The organism is Streptomyces akebiae (assembly GCF_019599145.1).
GTDB lineage: Bacteria > Actinomycetota > Actinomycetes > Streptomycetales > Streptomycetaceae > Streptomyces > Streptomyces akebiae.
In genome coordinates, this window is sequence record NZ_CP080647.1 from 9964343 (window position 1) to 9984287 (window position 19945).

Below are 19945 nucleotides of genomic sequence, written 5' to 3' on the forward strand. Positions count from 1 at the left end.
GATTCGAAAATCTGTTCGCTCTGGCGGTGCTCCCTCTCGTCGTCCGTCGACTCAGTGCTGCTGGGCCTGCGGAGTCACCTCGCTCGGCCGCACGACCACGAAGCCCTCACCCTCCAGCTTCAGCTGCACGGCCTCCCCGGAGCCGCCGCGGATCATCGAGCCGAAGGACTGGGAGCGGTGCAGCGAGGTGGAGAGATGGGCCGTCCAGCCCACCACCGCGTCCGTGTCGACGAACACGGGCAGCTGCGGCGAGACCGGGATGACCAGCGGATTGCCGTCACAGACGAGACCCAGCTTCCCCTGCCCCGTGAAGACGCTGTTGAACAGGCCGCCACCGGTCATGCCGGCGCCCTTCACCGTCTTGATCTCGTACGACAGCGACGAGTCGAAACACAGGACGTTGCGGCCGTTGACGGTGAACACGTCGCCCGGCTCGATGTCGACGATGAAACAGTTCTGCGCCTCGTGCGCGAACCAGGCCTCGCCCTGACCGCGCACCGCCATCAGCGCCAGCCCCTCCCCGGTGACCGCGCGCTTGAGCATGCCGCCCATGCCCTGGCCCTTGCGTTCGAACTGCAGGTTCCCCCGGAAGGCGATCATCGCGCCCTGCCGGGCGAGCATCTCGCCGTTGACCGCGTACTTGATCGACTTGGCGTTCTGGACGCTCATTCCCGGCGCGTACGCCGGCTGGACCATGTTCTCGTTGGAGAAAAGATCGCTCTTCATACGGGCATGCTGTACCGGACTGCCCTGTTCCGCCAAGCGACGCGCGCAGCAGGCGAATTGGGGAACCTGACAACATCTCGACCGCGATGGTAGAAGCGGACCCATGAACAACAAGACTGTCGGCGTCGACCTCCCCGACCGCCGGGGCCGCACCGGGCTCGACCGCACCGGCCGGGACCTGACCGGCAACCCGCGCGTCAGAGTGCGGGACGTGCGCCTGCTGTCCAGCCACTGGTACGTGGAGCGCACGACGACCTTCGACTTCCAGCGCGCCGACGGCACCTGGAGCACGCAGGAGCGCGAGACGCACGACCGGGGCAACGGCGCCACCGTCCTGCTCTACGACACCGAACGCGAAACCGTGCTGCTCACCAGGCAGTTCCGCTACCCGGTGTACGTCAACGGCCACCCCGACGGGATGCTCGTCGAGACGCCGGGCGGCCTGCTCGACGAGGAGGACGAGCACCCCGAGGTCGCCGTGCGGCGCGAGGTCGTCGAGGAGACCGGACACACCATCGGCGAGATCCAGCACGTCTTCGACATCTACATGAGCCCCGGCTCGGTCACCGAACGCGTCAGCTTCTTCGCCGCCCCGTACGGCCCGTCGACCCGTACCCACGAGGGCGGTGGCCTCGACGAGGAGGGAGAGGACATCGAACTCGTCGAACTGCCCTTCCGTCGCGCCCTGGAGATGATCCGCAGCGGGGAGATCGCCGACGCCAAGACCATCATGCTGCTCCAATGGGCGGCGCTGGACGGGCCGTTCGGCGCCGGGACCGGCACCTGAGGGCAAGGGCGCGGCCCGAGCGCGCGGGCTCGGCCGAGGCGCCGACCGGCGGCACGCCGGTCAGGGGTCGAGCGCCTCGGCGGCCTCCGCGGCGACCGCCTCCGCCACGGCCGTCAGCGCGGGGGAGTCGAGCTTCCACTGCTGCCAGAACAGCTGGGCGTCCATGGACCGCTCCGGTGCCAGGTCGACGAGCGCGCCGACGTCGAGCAGCCGTTCGGCCTGGGTGGCGGGCACCATGCCCCAGCCCATGCCGGCGGCCACGGCGTCGACGAAACCCTCCGAGGTCGGTACGTAGTGCCGACGGGCGCTCGCCGGGCGGCCCCGCGTCAGCCGGCGGACGAAGGCGTCCTGGAACTCGTCGCGCCGGTCGAAGAACACCACCGGCGCGTCGGCGATCAGGTCCCGCAGCGGTGCGCCCGATCCGACGCCGAGCCACCGCTCCGCGAAGGCGGGCGTGGCGCACGGCCGGTACCGCATTCGGCCGAGCGGCCGGACCGAGCAGCCGGCCACGGCGTCCGGCGCCGAGGTGACCGCCGCCATCACGAGCCCCTCGCGCAGCAGCCGGGCCGTGTGCTGCTCGTCCTCCCGGAGCAGTTCGTAACAGGGGCGCAGTTCCTCCGGCACCCGGGTCAGGGCGGGCAGGAACCAGGTGGCCAGCGAGTCGGCGTTCACCGCGATCGACACACGCGTGCTCTCCCCGGCGCCCGTCATCCCGAGCGCGGCGTGCGCGTCGTGTTCGAGACGGGCCAGCTGGCGCGCGAACCGGACGACCACCTCACCGGACTCCGTCGGCCGCACCGGCTTCTCCCGGACCAGCAGGACCCGGCCGACCCGCTGCTCCAGCGCCTTGACCCGCTGGCTGACCGCCGACGGCGTCACATGCAGGGCGCCCGCCGCCGCGTCGAACGTGCCCTCGTCCACCACGGCGAGCAGGGTGCGCACCAGATCGAGCGGAAGCTGAGACATCACAGTTGCTAATGATACGTAAGAATCTTTAGCTGTACGCAAGGCGGTGCGTTTCCTAGCGTCGTGGGTGTGTTCAGTGAAATGACAGCCCTCGCGGCCGGTTTCGGCACCGGTCTCTCCCTCATCGTCGCCATCGGCGCCCAGAACGCCTTCGTCCTCCGCCAAGGCCTGCACCGCGACGCGGTGCTCCCGGTCGTCGTCATCTGCGCCCTCTCCGACGCGCTGCTGATCGCCCTCGGCGTCGCCGGGGTCGGCGCGGTGGTCGTCGCCTGGCCCGGCGCACTGAAGGCGGTCGCCCTGGTCGGCGGCGGCTTCCTCCTGGTCTACGGTGCACTGGCCGCCCGCCGCGTACTGCGGCCCGGTGACGACGCGCTGCGCGCGGAGAGCGGATCGGCGGGCTCACGGCGCCGTGCCGTCCTCACCTGTCTGGCGCTGACCTGGCTCAACCCGCACGTCTACCTGGACACCGTGTTCCTGGTCGGCTCCATAGCCTCCGACCACGGGCCGCTGCGCTGGACCTTCGGCCTCGGCGCCGGCCTCGCCAGCCTCTGCTGGTTCGCCGCCCTGGGGTTCGGCGCCCGGCTGCTCAGCCGCTTCCTGGCCCGTCCGTCCGCCTGGCGGGTCCTCGACGGCCTGGTCGCGGTGACGATGCTCGTACTCGGCGGAATGCTGATCGCCGGGGCCTGAGCCACGGCGGACGCGGCCGGGGCCATGGGCGCGCGGGGGTGCGGGAGTGCTGGCGCGCGGGGGTGCGGGGGTACAGGTGTGCGGGGGTGCGGCGACAGCATGTGAGACAGCGGCGAAATCGCCTGTCCCGGCGCCGGTGATCTCCGCGATAGTGGTGCCCGTATCGAAAGATGTATCGAGCATCAGGATGCCCGTGGACACCACCCAGAGCAGCACCGGCGACGACACCGCACCGGAGGACGATCCATCGGCGCCACCCCGAAAGGGCCGGCGCCGATGGGCGATGGACACCCGGCCGCTGCGCCGGCCGGCCTACCGGCGCCTGTGGTCCTCGACCATCGTCACCGCCGTCGGCAGCCAGCTGACGGCCGTCGCGGTCCCCAAACAGATCTACGACATCACGGGCTCCTCCGCCTGGGTCGGCTACGCCGGCCTCGCCGGACTGCTGCCCCTGGTGGTCTTCGCGCTCTGGGGCGGCGCGGTCGCCGACAGCGTCGACCGCCGCACGCTGCTGCTCGTCACCAACACCGGCATCGCCGTCACCTCCGTGCTGTTCTGGGTGCAGGCCGTCATCGGCCTCGAATCCGTGTGGACGCTGATGGCCCTGCTCGCCCTCCAACAGGCGTTCTTCGGCCTCAACTCACCCGCCCGCAACGCCTCCGTGGCCCGACTGGTCCCCGCCGAGGAACTGCCGGCGGCCGCCGCGCTCGGCTCGACCGTGATGCAACTCGGCCTGGTGGCCGGACCGTTGCTCGCGGGTGCCCTCATCCCGGTGATCGGCCTGGCCGAGCTGTACCTCATCGACGCGCTGGCCCTCTGCGTCACCCTCTGGGCCGTGTACCGGCTGCCCTCCCTGCCGCCCCTGGACAACGCCACGGCCAAGCGGGCCGGCCTGCGGGAGGTGGTCGCGGGCTTCCGTTACATCGCCCTGCACAAGGTGCTCCTGCTGTCCTTCCTCGCCGACATCATCGCCATGGTCCTGGGCATGCCCCGCGCCCTCTTCCCGCAGCTGGCCGCCACCACGTACGCGTCCTACGGCGAGGGATTCGCCCTCGGCCTGCTGTTCGCCGCGATCCCCATCGGGGCCGTCGTCGGCGGCCTGATGTCGGGCACCTTCTCCCGCTCCCGCCGGCACGGACTGATGGTCATCGTGGCCGTCATGGCCTGGGGCGCGGCCATCACGGGCTTCGGACTGAGCGCCGGCCTGTGGTTCGCCGTGGTGTTCCTCGTCGTCGCCGGAGTCGCCGACATGGTCTCGATGGTCTTCCGCGGCGCCATCCTGCTCTCCGCCGCGACCGACGAGATGCGCGGCCGCATGCAGGGCGTGTTCACCGTGGTCGTGGCCGGCGGCCCCCGCCTCGCCGACGTGCTGCACGGCACGGCGGGGGCAGCCTTCGGCACCCGTACGGCCGTCGCCGGCGGCGGCCTGCTGGTCATGGCGGCCGTACTGCTCCTGGCGACGGCAACACCGGCACTGCGGCGGTACCGGATCTGACCGATCGGCAGACCGCTCTTTCGTACGCTTGTCAGCCCACCCCTCACAGGCAGGAGTTGCAACGATGCAGTACGTGAAGCTCGGCTCGACGGGTCTGGACGTGTCCCGGATCTGTGTGGGATGCATGAGTTTCGGCCTCCCCGACCGAGGCACGCACGAATGGACCCTGGACGAGGAGGCGTCGCGCCCGCTGATCCGACAGGCGCTGGACGCGGGGATCAACTTCTTCGACACGGCGAACGTCTACTCCGACGGCACCAGCGAGGAGATCGTCGGCCGCGCGCTCGCCGAGTTCGCGCGGCGCGAGGAGGTCGTCGTCGCGACCAAGGTGAACGGCGCCATGCACCAGGGCCCCAACGCCTGGGGCCTGTCCCGCAAGGCGATCATGACGGAGATCGACCACAGCCTGCGGCGCCTCGGCACCGACTACGTGGACCTCTACCAGATCCACCGCTTCGACCCCCACACCCCGGTCGAGGAGACGATGGAGGCCCTGCACGACGTGGTGAAGGCGGGCAAGGCCCGCTACCTCGGGGCGAGTTCGATGTACGCCTGGCAGTTCGCGAAGATGCAGCACACCGCCCGGCAGCACGGCTGGACACGGTTCGTGTCCATGCAGAACCACTACAACCTCCTCTACCGCGAGGAGGAACGCGAGATGCTCCCGCTGTGCGAGGACCAGAGCGTCGCCACGCTGCCCTGGAGCCCGCTCGCGCGTGGCCGCCTCACCCGGGACTGGGACACCGTCACGGCGCGCACCGAGACCGACAACTTCGGCAAGACCCTCTACCAGGAGGGAGACCGGGAGATCGTCGACGCCGTCACCCGGATCGCCGGTGAGCGCGGGGTGCCCCGCGCGCAGATCGCCCTGGCCTGGCTGCTGGGCCGGCCCACGGTCACCGCTCCCATCGTCGGCGCCACCAAGCCCCACCACCTCGCCGACGCCGTGGCCTCACTCGACGTCACCCTGACGGAGAAGGAGACCGAGGAACTGGAGCGGGCCTACACCCCCCGCGCGATCAGCGGTCACTGAGCGGCCGTAGGCCTCACAGGCGGGAGTACTCCAGGCGCACGGTGGTGGCGAGACGGGCCAGCGCCTCCTCGGCGCCCTCGCGGTCGGTCTTGTCGAGGAGCGCGAGGGCGTCCGCGGCGGCCAGACGCACCCGCTGGGGCACCTCGTCGAGGGCGGCCATGCGGTAGGCGATGGTGCGCCGGGCCTCGCGCTCCTCCGCGCTGACGCCGCTCGGCCCGGTGCGGGGGAAGACGGCGGCCTCGTAGGCCGTCACATGGATGAGCACGCCGTGCGCGATGCCCTCGGCGTAGCCCCGCTGCCCGGCCTGCCGCTGGGCCATGGCGAAGTGCGCCATGGCCCGCCGCCGCACGATGAGCGAGCCCACCATGCCGACCAGCCCGGCGCACACCGCCGCCCCCAGGGCGACGGGTCCGCCGCCGATCAGCGCGCCGATGAGGGCGCCGCCCGCCATCAGCAGACAGGTCAGCCCGGTGGTCAGCATCAGCAGGGCGCGCGCGGGAGTGAAGGAGGCCATGACGTGCAGTGTCTCAGCCTCGCCCGGGTGCCCGAGCGGTGGGCCGGTGGGGGAGGGGCGACGAGGCCCGTGCCGGACGGTCGGTCGGCGCCCTTGGCGGCGGGCCGCCCAAGCCGCGGAGGGGCCGGGATCGAGGCGGGACAGCCCCACCGCGAGCACCGGTTCGAGTGACCCGGCCTCGCCGCCGTCGGCGGATCCGGCGGACGGCGCGCGTCGCGCCTGTGGAGGCCGGTTCGGTCGGGGCGGCCGGTGAAGCCACGGTCGAGGCCGGTTTAGTTGCCTGTCACGCCGGCCTGCTCTGCGGTGATGAAGACGTCGGACGTTGTCTGGCACGTCCCTTTCGCCGGTCTGGGCAATCCTGTGGGCGGTCGCGGACTGGCCGTCGAGCACGGCCACCACCGCCACTGCCCCTGCGAGTGCCGACCTGGCCCCATCCCACGCTCCATGGAGACGGTCAGGGGCAGACCCGCCTGTACGGCTGGTCCGGAACGTAGGTGCGTCACTGCGCCCGGGTCAGCTCCGTGTTCCCGGCACGGGAGCAGACGAGGGACACCGCTCGGTCGGGATCCACGACGTACCGCTGGAGCGGGACGTACGCGCCGCCCGCGTACGGCGTGGTGCTGTCCGGGCTGAAGGCGAGCGTGTCGACGCTCCCACCGGGGGTGGGCAGAGAAGGGCCGAGGGGTTGCCGGGTCGCGATGTCCCAGAGTTGGACGGTGCCCGCGTCGCCACCCACGGCGAGTGTGCCGCCGTCCGGGCTGAACGCGAGAGCCGTGATCGTCTCGGCCGAGTCGTAGGACGGATCGACGGGCGTCAGAAAGACGTTCCTCAGGATGCCCGCCCGGTGCCGGAGGTCGCCGTCCCAGACGGCCACTCGCCCTGTCCCGTCGCCGGCCGCCAGCAGGGAACCGTCGGGAGCGAAGGCGATCCTTTCGACGGCGTCGTGCTGGACGAGGTCATGGGCGGGGGACCGGCCCGCTCGGACGAGGCGGTTGTCGGTCACGAGCAGGCCGCCGTCCGGGCTGACGGCCAGATGACCGCCGCCCGGGCCCGGGAGGAGTGTCGTCCTCCGCCCACGCGTGGTGTCCCACGTCTCGTTGACGAAGCCGTCGGGAGTCCCACGTGCGGTGAGGAGCGTACGACCGCCAGGTCCCAGGGCGATCGTGTCCCTGGGCTCCGTGTACGCCGCCGTTGGCGTCGCGGCCGCCGTCGCCAGGTCCACCGTGGTCCTGACGCGTCCGGCGGCCACGTCCCACACCGTCAGACGTTGCGACGCCGTGTCCCCGCCGGGGACGGAGACTCCGTACGCGAACGCGTTTCCGTCGGGGCTGAAGGACAGCAAAGGCTCGGTGACGTCCCCGAGGGTCGTCGGGATGCCGGTGCGGAAGACGGGACGTGACGGGGTCGGCAGGGTGCGCAGCAGACGGCCGTCGCGCGTGCTCCGCAGCTGGAAGACGTAGCGGTCGCGAGTGCGTTCGGCGGTGGCGAGCGTCCTGCCGTCCGGGCTGAGCCGGACCCCGGCGAACGGACTCGTCCGCCAAGCGCGAGTGAGCGTCGTGGTGAGGTCGAGCGTGTGGACCGTGCCCCCTTCGAGGTACCGCAGCAGGGGCCGCGAGGAGTGCCAGGCGAGACCGGAGAGCGACTCGTTGTCCAAGGAGTGCCGGAAAACGGGGACGCCGCCGCTGGGCAGACGCCACACTCTGATCTCCTGGCCATCCCCGGTCGCGAGAAGCGCGCTGTTCGCGCTCACGGCGGTCCAAAGGGCACCGGGGTGGGCCACGTCGGCGAGCGCTCGCCCGGACGTGGTGTCCCATACACGCGTCCGGCCCCCGGTGAGAGCGAGCAGTCGGCCGTCGGTGAGAGCGAGGCGGGTGCCGTCGCCACAGACGCCCCGAGTGCTCGTCCAGGCACCGGACCGGACGCTTCGCGTGGAGGTGTCCCATACCTGCGGGGACCGGCCGCGCGGGCAGACGGCCAGCAGCCGGTCGTCGTCGGCCGCCGCGGCGGGCTCCCCCTGCCGGCCGACGGGGTCCGGAAGATCAGATGGCCGTCGGTGAGGGAGTAGAGCTCAGCCCGGTCGTCGAACATGTTCGTCACCAGGTGATCGCGGCCCCTTGCCCCGAAGCGCACGGTGTTCCTGAGCGGCAGGGGATCCCCGATCCAGCGCCTCGTCCGGGTGTCCCACAGCCGCTGGATCCTGTCAGCGGTCAGGATGACGAGCACCCGGCCGCCCGGACCCGCGGCGAGTATCGCCCCGTGAGGTACCGGCCCGGAGGCGATACGGCGGTGGGTGCCCACATCCCACCTCCGCCAGGTGGTGTTGTCGCTGGTGCTGAGCAGTGTGTGCCCGGAGGTGTCGAGGAACCGCGCCGGGTCGTCACCGGGCGCCGGGTCGGTGAAGTTGCCCAGTTCGCGCTGGGCCAGCGCCCCCAGCAGCGCTCGGCGGGAATCGGGCAGCGGGGAGATGCGCCATGCGGCGACGCCGAGCAGCATCGCGGTGCGCGGGTCGGTGCTGCGCAGCGCGTCGGCGACCGCGGCCACTCTGCGGGCCGCCGCGTCGGTGCTCTGCTCCTCGCTGTCCTGACGCAGTCGCACGGCGGTCAGGCCGACGACCAGGGCGACTGCCAGCACGGCGCAGAGCGAGGCGGTGAGCGTGCGGCTCCGGCGCCGGGCCCGGGTGGCGGCCCGCTCCTCCGTCGCCCGCTGCTCCGCCGCGGCGGCCAGGAAGGCCGTTTCCTCGGAGGTCAGACCGTCGTAGTCGTGGCCCGCGCCCGCGAACAGTTCCTCGGCCCGCGCCAGGCGGGTGCCCCGGTAGAGCGTGCCCGGGTCGCGGGCATGCTGCAGCCAGGTGCGGGCGGCGTCGGTGAGCTGCCGGTGGTGGCGCAGCCGCTCCCGGTCCGCGTCGATCCACTCGCGCAGCCGCGGCCGGCAGGTGATGAGCGCCTCGTGGGCGAGCTGCACTCCGGCGTCGTCGGTGGTCAGCAGCCGGGCCCGGGTCAGCCGCCCGGCGACGGCCCGCACGTCGGGGTCCTCCCACCCGGCCATCTCCTCCCGGCTGAGTGGGCGGCGGGTGTCGGCGTTGCCCTGGCCGGGCTCGACCATGCGCGGGAGCAGGTGCCGGGCGGCGTGCGCCTGCGCCGGTGAGAGTTCCCCGTACGCCTCCTCGGCGCTGGCCGCGATCGCGCCGCGTACTCCGCCGGCCGCTTCGTACGCGGCCAGGGTGAGCATCCGTCCCTTGCGCCGCCGCCAGGTCTCCAGCAGGGCGTGGGACAGCATCGGCAGTCCGCCGGGCTCGTCGAGCACGTCCTCGACGATCCGCGCGGTCAGGGTCCGCTCCACGATGAGCCCGGCCGCCTGCGCGGGGCCGATCACCGCCTCGCGCAGCTCATCGGCGGTCATGGGCCTGACCAGCAGCCCGCTCCTGTGGAGCGCCTCCGCCAGGCGCGGGTGCTCGGCGCACCGTACGTAGAAGTCGGATCGCACGGCGATGAGCACGCGCAGTCGGCTTCCCGGATCGCGCGCGGCAAGCAGAAGGTCGAGGAAGCGGTCCCGCTCGGCGCGGTCGCGGCAGAGGTGAAGGCCTCCTCGAACTGATCCACCACCACCCAGCACTCCGGGTCGTCGGCCTCCGGCGTGAGCAGATGTCCGAAGGTGGTGGCGGGCCGCGCCCCCGGGGTGAGGATCCGAAGGACAGCCTGACGCCCCTGCTGCGCGATCCTCTCCCGCAGCAGGGGAATCAGCCCGGCCCGCAGCAGGGAGGACTTGCCGCTGCCGGACGCTCCGAACACCACGGCGAACGGGGATCCGCACGCCAGCTCGCTCAGTTCGTCGACCATGCGGTCCCGGCCGAAGAACAGCTCGCGGTCGTCCGGCTCGAAGCGCGCCAGGCACGGTAGGGCGGTGCGGTGTCGGCATCCTGCTGGCGCTCCTCCCCGGCCAGCGCCTCGGCCCCCGCCCACCGCGCCTCCCACGCAGTGGGGTCCTCCTCCCCACAGGCCTGGACGTACGCCCGGAGCACGGCCAACGACGGCAGGCGTTCGCCGCTCGCGGCCTTCGCCAGGGTCGTCACCGAGAAGCCGGCCTTCTTCGCCATGGCCCGGTACGACACATTGCCCGCCGCGCGACGCAGCTCCCGAAGATCATGGGCGAGCCGATGCACGGGACCGGCCGCCGGGTCGACCGGTAGTTCGGGACGCCCCATCGCGAAGCCTCTTTCACGTAACAAGGAGAACAAGCTGATCAGCAGCACAAGGTACTTTTCGTCCCGCTCGGGCGAGAACCCCATCCGACTGTGATGTCCGCCGGAGAGGCTGTTCGCACCAGCGGCGCTCAACCCCGTTCGGCACCGTTCGAGTTCGTGGCACGATGTGCGGATGACGACGAACCGAAAGGTCCATGCCGCGTAGACGGCCAGGACGCATCCGGGCCGGTATTCCGCGCGACCGGACACGGAAAGCGGTGCCTATCATCGACGGCCTGTCCTCGCGTGCACTGTCCGAGATCTTCCGTCTCGAACGCACTCGCAACTATCTGAGGCCAGGAGACGTCGGTACGGCCATGCGTTTGTGGAGGGACTACGTCCACCTTCCCGAGCGTCAGCTGTGGCACGACTACGAGTGGGGGAACACGCACTGGTACTGCTGCGGCGATCCCCTCGAAGCCCGTGCACTCCTCGATACCGTCATGCAGGCCATGTCGCCCCAGAACGCCCGCGAACTCCGAAGGATCGTCAGCCGGTTCGACGCCCTCCGGAAGCAACCCTCACCGCCCTACGACCTGGGCGAGGGTTGAAGAACAAGCTCCACCGCCCGCGAAGTTCCGCGTTCACCGTGTTCGGTCGACGTCGTGTGTCGGCAGGCACGGCCCGCCGACGGTCAGGCGACGGCGGGGGGTGGTCGAGAACCGCGGCGCCCAGCGGTTGGTGACGGATACGGGTCCGCAGGGCCGGCTCGCGGCCGGTCGGTTCCACGAAGTGCGTCGCGGCAGGCAGCGCGGCGAGAGTACGGCAGCGATCCTCACACCTCGGTCAACTACCCACCCCGGTACGAAGATCAGATGACTGCATAGGGTGGGACCCGTGAGAAGCAGCGACACCGGTGCGGCAGTCGCGTGTCCGAGCGCGACCGAGGGGGAGACCACCGTCCGATGAACCAGATCCTGTACGCCGGGGCCATCGGCCTGTTCCTGACGCTGATCGGCACCCCGCTGCTGATCAAGCTGCTGGCCCGAAAGGGATACGGCCAGTTCATCCGCGACGACGGCCCGCGCGGCCACGCCGGCAAGCGCGGTACTCCCACCATGGGCGGCATCGCCTTCATCCTGGCCACCCTCGTCGCCTACGCCGCGACCAAGGTCATCACCGGCGAGAGCCCGACCTACCCCGGTGTCCTGGTGCTGTTCCTCATGGCGGGCATGGGCGTGGTCGGCTTCCTGGACGACTACATCAAGATCGTGAAGCGTCGGTCGCTGGGACTGCGGGCCGGGGCCAAGATGGCCGGCCAGTTGATCGTCGGCATCGTGTTCGCCCTGCTCGCCATCCGGTTCGCGGACGACCGGGGACAGACGCCGGCCTCCCTGAAGGTGTCGTTCGTCACCGACTTCGGCTGGACCATCGGTCCGGTGCTGTTCGTCGTGTGGGCCCTGTTCATGATCCTGGCCATGTCGAACGGGGTGAACCTGACCGACGGTCTGGACGGCCTCGCCACCGGCGCGTCGGTCATGGTCTTCGGCGGCTACACCTTCATCGGTCTGTGGCAGTTCCAGAACTCGTGCGCCAACGCCCTCGAACTCACCGACCCCGCCTCCTGCATAGAGGTGCGCGACCCGCTCGACCTCGCCGTCGTCGCGGCCGCGCTGATGGGCGCCTGTTTCGGGTTCCTCTGGTGGAACACCTCGCCCGCCAAGATCTTCATGGGAGACACCGGGTCCCTGGCACTCGGCGGCGCGCTCGCCGGTCTCGCCATCTGCTCCCGCACGGAACTGCTCCTGGCCGTCCTCGGCGGGCTGTTCGTCCTGATCACGATGTCGGTGGTCATCCAGGTCGGCTCGTTCAAACTGACCGGCAAGCGCGTCTTCCGGATGGCCCCGCTCCAGCACCACTTCGAACTCAAGGGCTGGTCCGAGGTCCTGGTCGTGGTCCGCTTCTGGACCATCCAGGGCATCTGTGTGATCGCCGGCCTCGGGCTGTTCTACGCGGGGTGGGCCGCGAGCTGAGAGGTCCGCGCGTGACGCCCGGCCCGCCGCCCGGCCCGCCGATCCGTCGGGGCTCTAGGAGGCGTCGGGCGTCACCCGGAAGACCACGTGGCGGCGCAGTGGTCCCTCCGGCACGGTCCCGTCGTCGACATCCTCGTTCGGGTTCCGGGTCATGCCGAGACGGCGCATCACCGCCTGGGAGCGGAGGTTGCCGGCCGTGGTCACCGCGAGGATCTCGGGGAGCCGGAGGTGCTCGAAGCCGAAGTCCACGACCGCCCGCCCGGCCTCGGTGGCGTAGCCATGGCCCCACGCCGTACGCGCGAGTCGCCAGCCGGCCTCCACCCCGGAGAACGGCATGTCCTCGTCCACCGGATCCAGCCCGGCGAAACCGATGAACCGCCCCGTGGCCCGTACCTCCACTGCCCACCACCCCCAGCCCCGCCGGTCGAGGTCCGTCTGGAAGCGGGCGGCGGACGCATCACTCTGTTCCCTTGTGAGGACGTCCGGGAAGTGTTCGCGGACCTCCGGGTCGGCGTTCATGGCCGCCCAGGGAGCGAGGTCGGACTCCCGCCAGTCGCGCAGGAGGAGGCGTTCGGTTCGTAGGTCGGGCATCGGATGAAGGTAACGCGATCACGGGGTGGGGGCGATCGGATATCCGGGGCGGGGGCGGGGGCGGGGACGTGGACCCGGCCCCGACGCGTCGCTGACAGGGTGACGACGACTGTGCGCCCCCGTTCGCGGCGGCGCGCTGTCCGGCGCCGACTCCCCGGCGGGCACGCGCCGCCGGTCACAGTCCGCCGCTCGCCCCCAGGTCCAGGCGCACCGCTCGCAGGTGGTCGGTCAGGGGGCCGAGGCCCACGTCCCGGCGGCGTTCGTCGACGGACTCGGGGTGGCGGATGGGGTAGGGGAAGAGGGTGCCGGGGTCGATGCGGGTGCCGTAGAACTGGGGCTGGTTCAGGGCGACGGCGCAGTGGTCGGCGATGTAGGCGTGGTGCACCCCCGGGCAGCGGCCGTCGGCGACGGCCTCGGCGATCAGGTCGCGGCAGGTGAGCTGGAAGCCGAGGTCGGGGGAGTGCAGCAGGAGCATGAGAGCCGCCGTCGAGGCAGGTTCGCCGACCGACTCGGCGGTGGGCCACCCGTGGCGGGCGACGATCACGCGCAGGGCGTCGCCGTTGCCGGTGTGGCACGCGGCGATACGGTCCCTGGCCCGTGCGGTGGGCGCGGACCGGGCCTCCTGGGCCAGCCGCCGTTCGTCCTCGGCCCGGCGGATCAGCTCGGCGGCGAGCGCCCGCATGCCGGGCGGCCCGGTGCCGGGCACGGGTTGCGACGTGGGTTCCATGGCCGGGGCGTTCTTCACACCGGCTCCCGGACGGCGAGCGAGAACCACACCCTCTTGCCCGCGTCCCCCGGCTCCGGCGGCTCGGTGCCCCAGTCGTCGGCCAGCGCGGAGACGATGGACAGTCCCCGCCCGGACTCGCCGCACGAGGTCACCGTGCGGGGGCGGGGCGGCACGGGCGAGGAGTCGGCGAGGGTGACGCGCAGTTCGCGCCCGGAGCTTTCGAGGACCACGGCGATGGTGTCGGCGGGGTCGGCGCTCGCGTGCCGGACCGCGTTGGCGAAGAGTTCGTCGGTGGCGAGGACCGCGTCGTCGAGGATCGCGGAGAGCTCCCAACGGGCGAGGTGTGCCGCCACCGTGCGCCGTACTCCGGCGGCGCACGAAGGGTGCGCGGGAACCGCCATCCGGACGAGGCGCGACCTCTCTGGGGAGATCAAGGCAACCTCACCGCGCCCGGGGGTCGTCCCGCCCCGCCGGACGGGGCGTCGTGGACGCTCCACCCGGGGTCGTGCGCTGCCGCGTCAGGGATCCGTCGGCGGGACGTACCGACACTGACCGCCGTCATCGAGTTTCCTCCACATCCTCGAAGGTGGTTTTCCCGGGGGTGCTGTTCCTGGGGGTGCTGTTGTCGAAGACAACAGCACCCCGCACACAAAACGCCAGGTGGTGGAGGGGTTGTGCAGTTGCGGGCGGGTAGTGGCGCCCGCTGGATAGGTTCCCCATCATGGTGAACGTCGACGAGAGCCCGTCCCTGCGGGAGCGGTACGTCCCCGCCGGGTGGCCCGGCATGCGGGGCAAGAGGGTGGTGGTCACCGGGGGTACCCGGGGCCTGGGCGAGGGCGTCGTACGGCTGCTGCTCGCCGAGGGAGCCCATGTGGCGACCTGTGCGCGCCGGTCGGCGGGGCTGACGGCGCTGGGTGACTCCTTGGCGGGGGACGAACGGGCCCGGCTGTTCACCGGCGCGCTCGACGTCACCGAGCCGGGACGGCTGGAGGACTTCGTCACTGCTGCGGCGAAACGTTTCGGCGCCGCCGAGGGCAGGGTGAACGGTCGAGACGACATGGACGGCCCCGACCGTCTCGACGGCCTCGTGGCCTGCGTCGGTGGTTCCCGGGGCGGCACGTTCGAGCAGGCGGACGGCGCCGACTGGGCGGCCACCTGGGAACTGAACGTCGGGCACACCGCACGTCTCGTCCGCGCCGCGCTGCCGCGTCTGCGCGCCGCCGGCGGTGGCTCGGTCGTGCTGATCGGCTCCGTCTCGGGCTGGAAGCCAGGGCCGCCCGCCCAGTACGGGGTGGCGAAGAGCGCGCTGATCCAGCTGGCCGCCTCCCTGGCCCGCGAGCTGGGCCCGGACCGCGTCCGCGTCAACGTCGTCTCGCCCGGCTCGATGCTGATCCCGGGCCGCCGCTGGGACCGGATGCGCCGAGAGGATCCCCGGGCGTACGAGGCGTTCGTCGGGGCGGAGCTGCCGACCGGTGCCCCCGTCACCCCGCACGAGGTGGCCCGCACGGTGGTGTTCCTGCTCTCCGACTGGGCGACCGGTGTCTCCGGCGTGCACCTGCCGGTGGACCGGGCCCAGAACGCCCCCTCGCCGGAAGGCTACTGAGGCAGGCCCCCGCCGCGCCGCGCCCACCTCAGGCGGCCGCCCCCAGCACCACGCGTGACCGGCGTTCGAAGTCCTGCACGAGGGGCTCGTGGCGGCGGGACGCCAGTCGACCCCGGAAGTCGCGGAGGGCCTGGATGGACCGCTCGCTGTGCACACCGCTGAGCGCTTCGAGCGCGTCCGTGGCCGTGGCGACGGCCTCGTCGAGGCGGTTCTGCTGGAGATGGGCCGTCGCGAGCACGGAGCGGCTGATGGCCTGGCGGCGGCGGCGGTCGGCGTGGGCGCGCACCGACGCGCTCGCGGTGTGCTCGGCCTGCGCGGCGAGGCCCAGGTCACGGAAGCAGAGCGCGGACTCGGCCTGGAGGTAGTGGTGGTCGAGGAACCGCACCCAGGGCGACTCCTCGGCGGCTCCCCGGCTCGCGTCGAGCTGCTTCTCGGCGGCGCGCAGCGCCTCGGCGGTCTCGCGGGGCCGGCCGAGCGCCGCGTGGCCGCGCGCGGACATGGCGTGCAGTCGCATCAGCCCGAGGGGACTGCCGGAGTCCTTGGCGGTGGCGACCCCGGCCCGGGCCAGGGCCACACCCTCGTCGGGGCGGCCCAGACTGGTCGCCAGATGGGACAGCCCCGCCAGGATCTGCCCGCCCAGCACATGGTCGCGGCCCTCCGCGCAGAGTCTCAGCCCCTGTGTCATGTACCGCTGGGCCAGGCCGTACTCCCCGGCGTCGTACGAACTCCACCCCGCCATGGCGGCCAGCCGGGCGGCGGCGGCGAACAGCTCGCGGCGGTGCTGCGGCGTGACTCCGCGCTGCTGGAGCAGGGGGATCACCTCGGTGGTGAGGTACTGCACGATGCTCGTGCGGATCCCGCCGCCCCCGTAGTGGTTGTCCATCTCGTCGAACATGCGGAGCATCGCGTGGACCTGCTCCACCGGCCCGCCACCCGACACCGACGCGAGCCGGGGCGCGTCACGGCTCTCCACCAGCCACAGCAGCCAGGCCCGCTGTGGGTTCGTCAGGGCGCCGGGCACGAACGGCACGGCACCGAGCAGACTGCGTCGCGCGATGTCGGTGGAGCCCAGCTCGGCGAGGGTGTGCAGGGTCTCGGCCACGTTCTCCACGTACATCAACGCCCGTCCCGTCACCGGTCGTCCGCGGTCGAGCGGAAATCCGAGGTCGGCCGGAGTGAGCGCGCGGCCCAGCCGTTCACCGAGGACCGCGGCGATCAACTCCGGTGTGTTTCCCCGTGGTTGCTGGCCCTGGAGCCAGCGAGTGACGGAGGCCTTGTCGTAGTTGGTCTCCGCGCCCTGACAGCGGCCCAGTTCGTTGACCCGGAGGGCGAGGGACGCGTACGAGCAGCCCGCCTCCTTCAGGGCTGTCGCCAGCGGCTTGTTGGGCCCGCCGGCCCCTTTGACCGGGCTGCTCCTCGGTAATCCATTCGTCACGGCGGCCATCCAGGTGTCGCATCGTGTCGGCGCGCGGCTTGACCCCTGCCCGCCGTGGCGCCAACTCCTGGGCGGGCCGGAGGAGTTCGAGGGACGCTGCGCAGCGTGTGCGGCAGGTCACTCGATCACTATGGTGGCCGAACGACTCAGCCCGCAACCTGCGTTCTGATAATTTCAAAATGAACCGCGAGGACCTGTCCGTGTCAATGGATCGCGTGGCACACTGCACGCTGTGAATCCCGCCCCGGGAGGTTGCACGTGAGTGAGACCCGCTCAGGAGGGAGTGCTCCTGCGGCGCCCACGGTCCTGCGCATGGTCCTCGGCAAACGGCTCCGCCAGCTGCGGGAGCGGGCCGGAGTGTCCTTCGACGACGCGGCCCGCGCCATCGAGGTCACCGCCCTGACGGTCCGCCGTATGGAGAAGGCCGAGGTCGGCCTCCGTATCCCCTACGTGAAGGAGCTGCTGCGCACCTACGGGGTCTCCGGCACCGAGATCGAGGACTTCCTCTCCCTCGCCCGCGAGGCGAACCAGCCCGGCTGGTGGCACAAGTTCCGCGATGTGCTGCCCGAGTGGTTCAGCGCCTACGTGAGCCTGGAGAGCGAAGCCGCCGTCATCCGCCTCTACGAACCCCAGTACGTCCCCGGCCTGTTGCAGACCCACGACTACGCGGCCGCCCTCATCCGGGTCGGCTTCCCCAACGCGAGCCCCGAGGAGGTCGAACGGCACGTCGCCCTGCGCCTCAGACGGCAGGACCTGCTGGTCAAACCCGAGGCGCCGGCCGTCTGGGCCATCCTCGACGAGACCGTGCTGCGTCGTCCGGTGGGCGGTCCGCAGGTGATGCGGGAGCAGATCGACCGGCTCGTCGAGGCCACGGAACGGCCCAAGGTCAGGATCCAGATCATGCGGTTCGCGGCCGGGCCGCACCCCGGTGCGTACGGCCCCTTCCACTACTTCCGGTTCGGCTTCTCCGAACTCCCCGACATCGTCTACACCGAGGGTCTCGCGGGCGCCCAGTACGTCGACCAGCCCGTGGACGTCGTGACCTACCTGGAGGTCCTCGACCGGATGTCCGTGCAGGCGGAACCGGTGGCTCGGACCAGGGACATCCTGGCGGCACTACGCAAGGAGTTGTGACACATGGCAAGGACACCCGACCGCCCCGTCCACAGCGGCATGCCCGCTCCCGAACTCGGCGCCGAGGGCTGGCGCAAGCCCTGGAGCGGCACCAACGGCGGCTCCTGCGTCGAGGCCAAGCGCCTGCCCGACGGCAGTGTCGCCTTCCGCCAGTCCACCGACCCCGAGGGGCCCGCGCTCGTCTACTCGCGGGAGGAGATGGTGGCGTTCCTGGAGGGCGCGAAGGCGGGGGAGGCCGACTTCCTCATCGCCTGAGGGCTCGGGGGCTCGGGATCGGGTTCGGGTTCGTCGGCGGGTGCGGGTGCGGGTGCGGGTGCGGGTGCGGGTGCGGGTGCGGGTGCGGGTGCGGGTGCGGGTGCGTGGGGCTTCTCGCGCCCACGGGGCGGAGCCGCATGTCGATACAGCCCCGCGCCCCTGAAAAGCCGGGGCTCCGCCCCGTGCGTTTCCGCGGATCACTACGCCCGCACAACCGGACAACCCGCACGCGCACTCCCGACACCTCCCGGCCCCGCCCAGACTGGGGGCACCTCCGGGCCGGGCGCCGGTCCCGGGAGACCGAAACCCGCCGCGTGACACCCGAAGGGAACGGATGCCACCGTCCCCCGCCCCCGCCCTCACCCGGTACCGGACCCTGATCGTCGAGGGACACGAAGGACGTGGCCGCACCCGCCTGCTCGCCGAGCTGGCGGACCTCGGGTTCGAGGTGCGGCGGCTGCCGTCCGTCCTGCACCACCTGGACCCCGCGCTGCCCTGCCGCGAACTCCTCGCCGGACCCGGACGCCTGGCCGTCGACGGCAACCTCATCGCGGAACTCGTCCACGGCCCGCTGCGCCGGGGCCGTTCCCGGGTCACCTGGATCCAGGCCCTGGACCTCGCCGACGCCGTGGCCGAACGCGACGGAGCCATGCTCCACCTGACCACGCCCGAGGTCACGGAAGCGGCCACCGCCTACGCCCGGGTGTTCCGCACCCTCGCCCAGCACGTACCCGTGATGACCGTCGATGTCGGCGAGCCCGGCGGCCCCGTCCGTGCACCCGCTGCTCGCCCGTCCCAACTCTGGCGTGAAGCAGGACAGTTGACGATAGGTTAGCGACGACCACGCGATGTGAGGCAGGAGAGTTCCCATGGCAGACGGCCACCCCACTCCCGATCAGGAAGCCCTGTCGAAGATCGACACCACGGTGCCCCACTCGGCCCGTATCTGGAACTACTGGATGGGCGGCAAGGACAACTACGAGGTCGACCGTGAGGCGGGCGACGCCTACCGCGAGATCGCCCCCAACATCGAGACGATGGCCCGCGCCTCCCGCGTCTACCTCATCCGCACGGTCACCTTCGTGGCCCGCGAGCGCGGGATCCGCCAGTTCCTGGACATCGGCACCGGACTTCCGACGTACGACAACACCCACCAGGTGGCCCAGAAGGTCGCCCCCGAGTCCCGCATCGTCTATGTCGACAACGACCCGCTCGTACTGCGGCACGCGCAGGCGCTGCTCACCAGCACCCCCGAAGGGGTCACCGACTACGTCGACGCCGACCTGCGCGACCCGGACACCATCCTCGAGGCCGCCGGGAAGATCCTCGACCTCGACAAGCCGGTGGCCCTGATGCTGATGGGCATCCTCGGCCACATCCAGGACTACGAGGAGGCCAAGGAGATCGTCCGCCGCCTCCAGGCCGCCCTGCCGTCCGGGAGCTACTTCGTCCACTACGACAGCACGGACACCGACGCCGAACTCAAGCGCGCCCAGGAGGGCTACGACGACACCGGCGCCGTGCCCTACGTCCTGCGCAGCCCCCGCCAACTGCACGCCTACTACGAGGGCCTGGAACTGCTGGAGCCCGGCATCGTCTCCTGCCCGCTGTGGCGCCCGGAACCGGGCACCGCCCCGGAGCCGACGGACGTGTACGGGGGAGTGGCCTACAAGGCGTAGCGACACCTGCCCCGGCGCGCGCGACGTGGGCGGCCGATCCGGGCGACGCGGGGAGTGTTCCGGGACGGCCGTGTACTCCCGGGCACTTCGGGTAGGCCCC

20 protein-coding genes and 1 pseudogene are annotated in these 19945 nt (G+C 71.7%); 11 read left to right on the plus strand and 10 right to left on the minus strand.

Going from position 1 to position 19945, the window contains the following annotated elements; translation table 11 throughout:
* Positions 1-51: 51 nt before the first annotated feature.
* Positions 52-726, minus strand: coding sequence for an AIM24 family protein (locus K1J60_RS43155; protein ID WP_220650989.1), 675 nt, complete (start codon positions 724-726; stop codon positions 52-54).
* A gap of 103 nt (positions 727-829) precedes the next feature.
* Between K1J60_RS43155 and K1J60_RS43160 the strand changes: the two genes are divergently transcribed.
* Positions 830-1513 carry an NUDIX domain-containing protein gene (locus K1J60_RS43160; protein ID WP_220650990.1) on the plus strand — a complete coding sequence of 228 codons (684 nt, stop codon included), beginning with the start codon at positions 830-832 and terminating at the stop codon, positions 1511-1513.
* 60 nt (positions 1514-1573) lie between these two features.
* Here the strand turns inward: K1J60_RS43160 and K1J60_RS43165 are convergent, their stop codons facing one another.
* The gene (locus tag K1J60_RS43165) at positions 1574-2482 is read right to left on the minus strand and encodes a LysR family transcriptional regulator ArgP (protein ID WP_220650991.1); all 909 of its coding nucleotides are present in this window, start codon (positions 2480-2482) and stop codon (positions 1574-1576) included.
* Positions 2483-2560: 78 nt separating this feature from the next.
* Between K1J60_RS43165 and K1J60_RS43170 the strand changes: the two genes are divergently transcribed.
* The 3 genes from K1J60_RS43170 (at position 2561) to K1J60_RS43180 (ending at position 5694) form a co-directional block, all read left to right on the plus strand.
* Positions 2561-3166 (plus strand): LysE/ArgO family amino acid transporter, encoded by a 606-nt coding sequence (locus K1J60_RS43170; RefSeq protein WP_398684131.1) that lies wholly within the window; start codon positions 2561-2563, stop codon positions 3164-3166.
* Positions 3167-3353: 187 nt separating this feature from the next.
* Positions 3354-4661 carry an MFS transporter gene (locus K1J60_RS43175; protein WP_220650993.1) on the plus strand — a complete coding sequence of 436 codons (1308 nt, stop codon included), beginning with the start codon at positions 3354-3356 and terminating at the stop codon, positions 4659-4661.
* A gap of 64 nt (positions 4662-4725) precedes the next feature.
* Positions 4726-5694: an aldo/keto reductase gene (locus tag K1J60_RS43180; protein WP_220650994.1), complete on the plus strand. Its 969-nt coding sequence runs from the start codon at positions 4726-4728 to the stop codon at positions 5692-5694.
* Positions 5695-5707: 13 nt separating this feature from the next.
* Here K1J60_RS43180 and K1J60_RS43185 read toward each other — a convergent pair whose 3' ends face one another.
* The 4 genes and pseudogenes from K1J60_RS43185 to K1J60_RS47455 all read right to left on the minus strand — a co-directional run bounded on the left by K1J60_RS43185 (position 5708) and on the right by K1J60_RS47455 (position 10493).
* Positions 5708-6208 carry a hypothetical protein gene (locus tag K1J60_RS43185; protein ID WP_215452347.1) on the minus strand — a complete coding sequence of 167 codons (501 nt, stop codon included), beginning with the start codon at positions 6206-6208 and terminating at the stop codon, positions 5708-5710.
* A gap of 499 nt (positions 6209-6707) precedes the next feature.
* Entirely contained in the window at positions 6708-7958 is a 1251-nt protein-coding gene (locus tag K1J60_RS47445; RefSeq protein ID WP_450167148.1) for a WD40 repeat domain-containing protein, read from the minus strand.
* Positions 7955-10044: pseudogene (locus tag K1J60_RS47450) on the minus strand (nSTAND1 domain-containing NTPase). The gene K1J60_RS47445 and the pseudogene K1J60_RS47450 overlap by 4 nt, the downstream one beginning before the upstream one ends.
* The gene (locus K1J60_RS47455) at positions 10029-10493 is read right to left on the minus strand and encodes a helix-turn-helix domain-containing protein (RefSeq protein WP_450167150.1); all 465 of its coding nucleotides are present in this window, start codon (positions 10491-10493) and stop codon (positions 10029-10031) included. The pseudogene K1J60_RS47450 and the gene K1J60_RS47455 overlap by 16 nt, the downstream one beginning before the upstream one ends.
* 173 nt (positions 10494-10666) lie before the next feature.
* Here K1J60_RS47455 and K1J60_RS43195 point away from each other — a divergent pair, with 173 nt between their 5' ends.
* Entirely contained in the window at positions 10667-10999 is a 333-nt protein-coding gene (locus K1J60_RS43195; RefSeq protein WP_259408180.1) for a hypothetical protein, read from the plus strand.
* A gap of 354 nt (positions 11000-11353) precedes the next feature.
* Entirely contained in the window at positions 11354-12421 is a 1068-nt protein-coding gene (gene mraY / locus K1J60_RS43200; RefSeq protein WP_220650995.1) for a phospho-N-acetylmuramoyl-pentapeptide-transferase, read from the plus strand.
* A gap of 54 nt (positions 12422-12475) precedes the next feature.
* Here mraY and K1J60_RS43205 read toward each other — a convergent pair whose 3' ends face one another.
* The 3 genes from K1J60_RS43205 to K1J60_RS43215 all read right to left on the minus strand — a co-directional run bounded on the left by K1J60_RS43205 (position 12476) and on the right by K1J60_RS43215 (position 14092).
* Positions 12476-13012, minus strand: a complete 537-nt coding sequence (locus K1J60_RS43205) for a GNAT family N-acetyltransferase (protein WP_220650996.1) — start codon at positions 13010-13012, stop codon at positions 12476-12478.
* Between the two features lie 175 nt (positions 13013-13187).
* A complete protein-coding gene (locus K1J60_RS43210; RefSeq protein WP_220650997.1) occupies positions 13188-13739 on the minus strand; it encodes a DUF6624 domain-containing protein in 552 nt (183 codons plus the stop codon).
* 14 nt (positions 13740-13753) lie between these two features.
* Positions 13754-14092, minus strand: a complete 339-nt coding sequence (locus tag K1J60_RS43215; protein WP_259408181.1) for an ATP-binding protein — start codon at positions 14090-14092, stop codon at positions 13754-13756.
* A 368-nt stretch (positions 14093-14460) separates the two neighbouring features.
* On the opposite strand from K1J60_RS43215, the gene K1J60_RS43220 reads away from it, so the two are divergent.
* Positions 14461-15342, plus strand: coding sequence for an SDR family NAD(P)-dependent oxidoreductase (locus K1J60_RS43220; RefSeq protein WP_220650999.1), 882 nt, complete (start codon positions 14461-14463; stop codon positions 15340-15342).
* Positions 15343-15370: 28 nt separating this feature from the next.
* On the opposite strand, the gene K1J60_RS43225 is transcribed toward K1J60_RS43220, so the two are convergent.
* A complete protein-coding gene (locus K1J60_RS43225; RefSeq protein ID WP_220651000.1) occupies positions 15371-16786 on the minus strand; it encodes a tetratricopeptide repeat protein in 1416 nt (471 codons plus the stop codon).
* 303 nt (positions 16787-17089) lie between these two features.
* Between K1J60_RS43225 and K1J60_RS43230 the strand changes: the two genes are divergently transcribed.
* From K1J60_RS43230 to K1J60_RS43245, 4 genes are all read left to right on the plus strand, one after another.
* Entirely contained in the window at positions 17090-17911 is an 822-nt protein-coding gene (locus tag K1J60_RS43230; RefSeq protein WP_220651972.1) for a helix-turn-helix domain-containing protein, read from the plus strand.
* 3 nt (positions 17912-17914) lie between these two features.
* Complete coding sequence (locus K1J60_RS43235; protein ID WP_220651001.1) at positions 17915-18166, plus strand: DUF397 domain-containing protein; 252 nt, start codon at positions 17915-17917, stop codon at positions 18164-18166.
* 334 nt (positions 18167-18500) lie between these two features.
* The gene (locus K1J60_RS43240) at positions 18501-19001 is read left to right on the plus strand and encodes a hypothetical protein (protein ID WP_220651002.1); all 501 of its coding nucleotides are present in this window, start codon (positions 18501-18503) and stop codon (positions 18999-19001) included.
* A gap of 34 nt (positions 19002-19035) precedes the next feature.
* Positions 19036-19845 carry an SAM-dependent methyltransferase gene (locus K1J60_RS43245; protein WP_220651003.1) on the plus strand — a complete coding sequence of 270 codons (810 nt, stop codon included), beginning with the start codon at positions 19036-19038 and terminating at the stop codon, positions 19843-19845.
* Positions 19846-19945: the final 100 nt, after the last annotated feature.

What these genes read in the sequence shown, in the direction of transcription:
- K1J60_RS43155 (WP_220650989.1), bottom strand. Translation starts at nt 726, where the DNA reads ATGAAGAGCGATCTTTTCTCCAACGAGAACATGGTCCAGCCGGCGTAC.
- K1J60_RS43160 (WP_220650990.1), top strand. Translation starts at nt 830, where the DNA reads ATGAACAACAAGACTGTCGGCGTCGACCTCCCCGACCGCCGGGGCCGC.
- K1J60_RS43170 (WP_398684131.1), top strand. Translation starts at nt 2,561, where the DNA reads ATGACAGCCCTCGCGGCCGGTTTCGGCACCGGTCTCTCCCTCATCGTC.
- K1J60_RS43175 (WP_220650993.1), top strand. Translation starts at nt 3,354, where the DNA reads ATGCCCGTGGACACCACCCAGAGCAGCACCGGCGACGACACCGCACCG.
- K1J60_RS43180 (WP_220650994.1), top strand. Translation starts at nt 4,726, where the DNA reads ATGCAGTACGTGAAGCTCGGCTCGACGGGTCTGGACGTGTCCCGGATC.
- K1J60_RS43185 (WP_215452347.1), bottom strand. Translation starts at nt 6,208, where the DNA reads ATGGCCTCCTTCACTCCCGCGCGCGCCCTGCTGATGCTGACCACCGGG.
- K1J60_RS47455 (WP_450167150.1), bottom strand. Translation starts at nt 10,493, where the DNA reads ATGGGGTTCTCGCCCGAGCGGGACGAAAAGTACCTTGTGCTGCTGATC.
- mraY (WP_220650995.1), top strand. Translation starts at nt 11,354, where the DNA reads ATGAACCAGATCCTGTACGCCGGGGCCATCGGCCTGTTCCTGACGCTG.
- K1J60_RS43205 (WP_220650996.1), bottom strand. Translation starts at nt 13,012, where the DNA reads ATGCCCGACCTACGAACCGAACGCCTCCTCCTGCGCGACTGGCGGGAG.
- K1J60_RS43210 (WP_220650997.1), bottom strand. Translation starts at nt 13,739, where the DNA reads ATGGAACCCACGTCGCAACCCGTGCCCGGCACCGGGCCGCCCGGCATG.
- K1J60_RS43220 (WP_220650999.1), top strand. Translation starts at nt 14,461, where the DNA reads ATGGTGAACGTCGACGAGAGCCCGTCCCTGCGGGAGCGGTACGTCCCC.
- K1J60_RS43225 (WP_220651000.1), bottom strand. Translation starts at nt 16,786, where the DNA reads ATGGCCGCCGTGACGAATGGATTACCGAGGAGCAGCCCGGTCAAAGGG.
- K1J60_RS43230 (WP_220651972.1), top strand. Translation starts at nt 17,090, where the DNA reads ATGGTCCTCGGCAAACGGCTCCGCCAGCTGCGGGAGCGGGCCGGAGTG.
- K1J60_RS43235 (WP_220651001.1), top strand. Translation starts at nt 17,915, where the DNA reads ATGGCAAGGACACCCGACCGCCCCGTCCACAGCGGCATGCCCGCTCCC.
- K1J60_RS43240 (WP_220651002.1), top strand. Translation starts at nt 18,501, where the DNA reads ATGCCACCGTCCCCCGCCCCCGCCCTCACCCGGTACCGGACCCTGATC.
- K1J60_RS43245 (WP_220651003.1), top strand. Translation starts at nt 19,036, where the DNA reads ATGGCAGACGGCCACCCCACTCCCGATCAGGAAGCCCTGTCGAAGATC.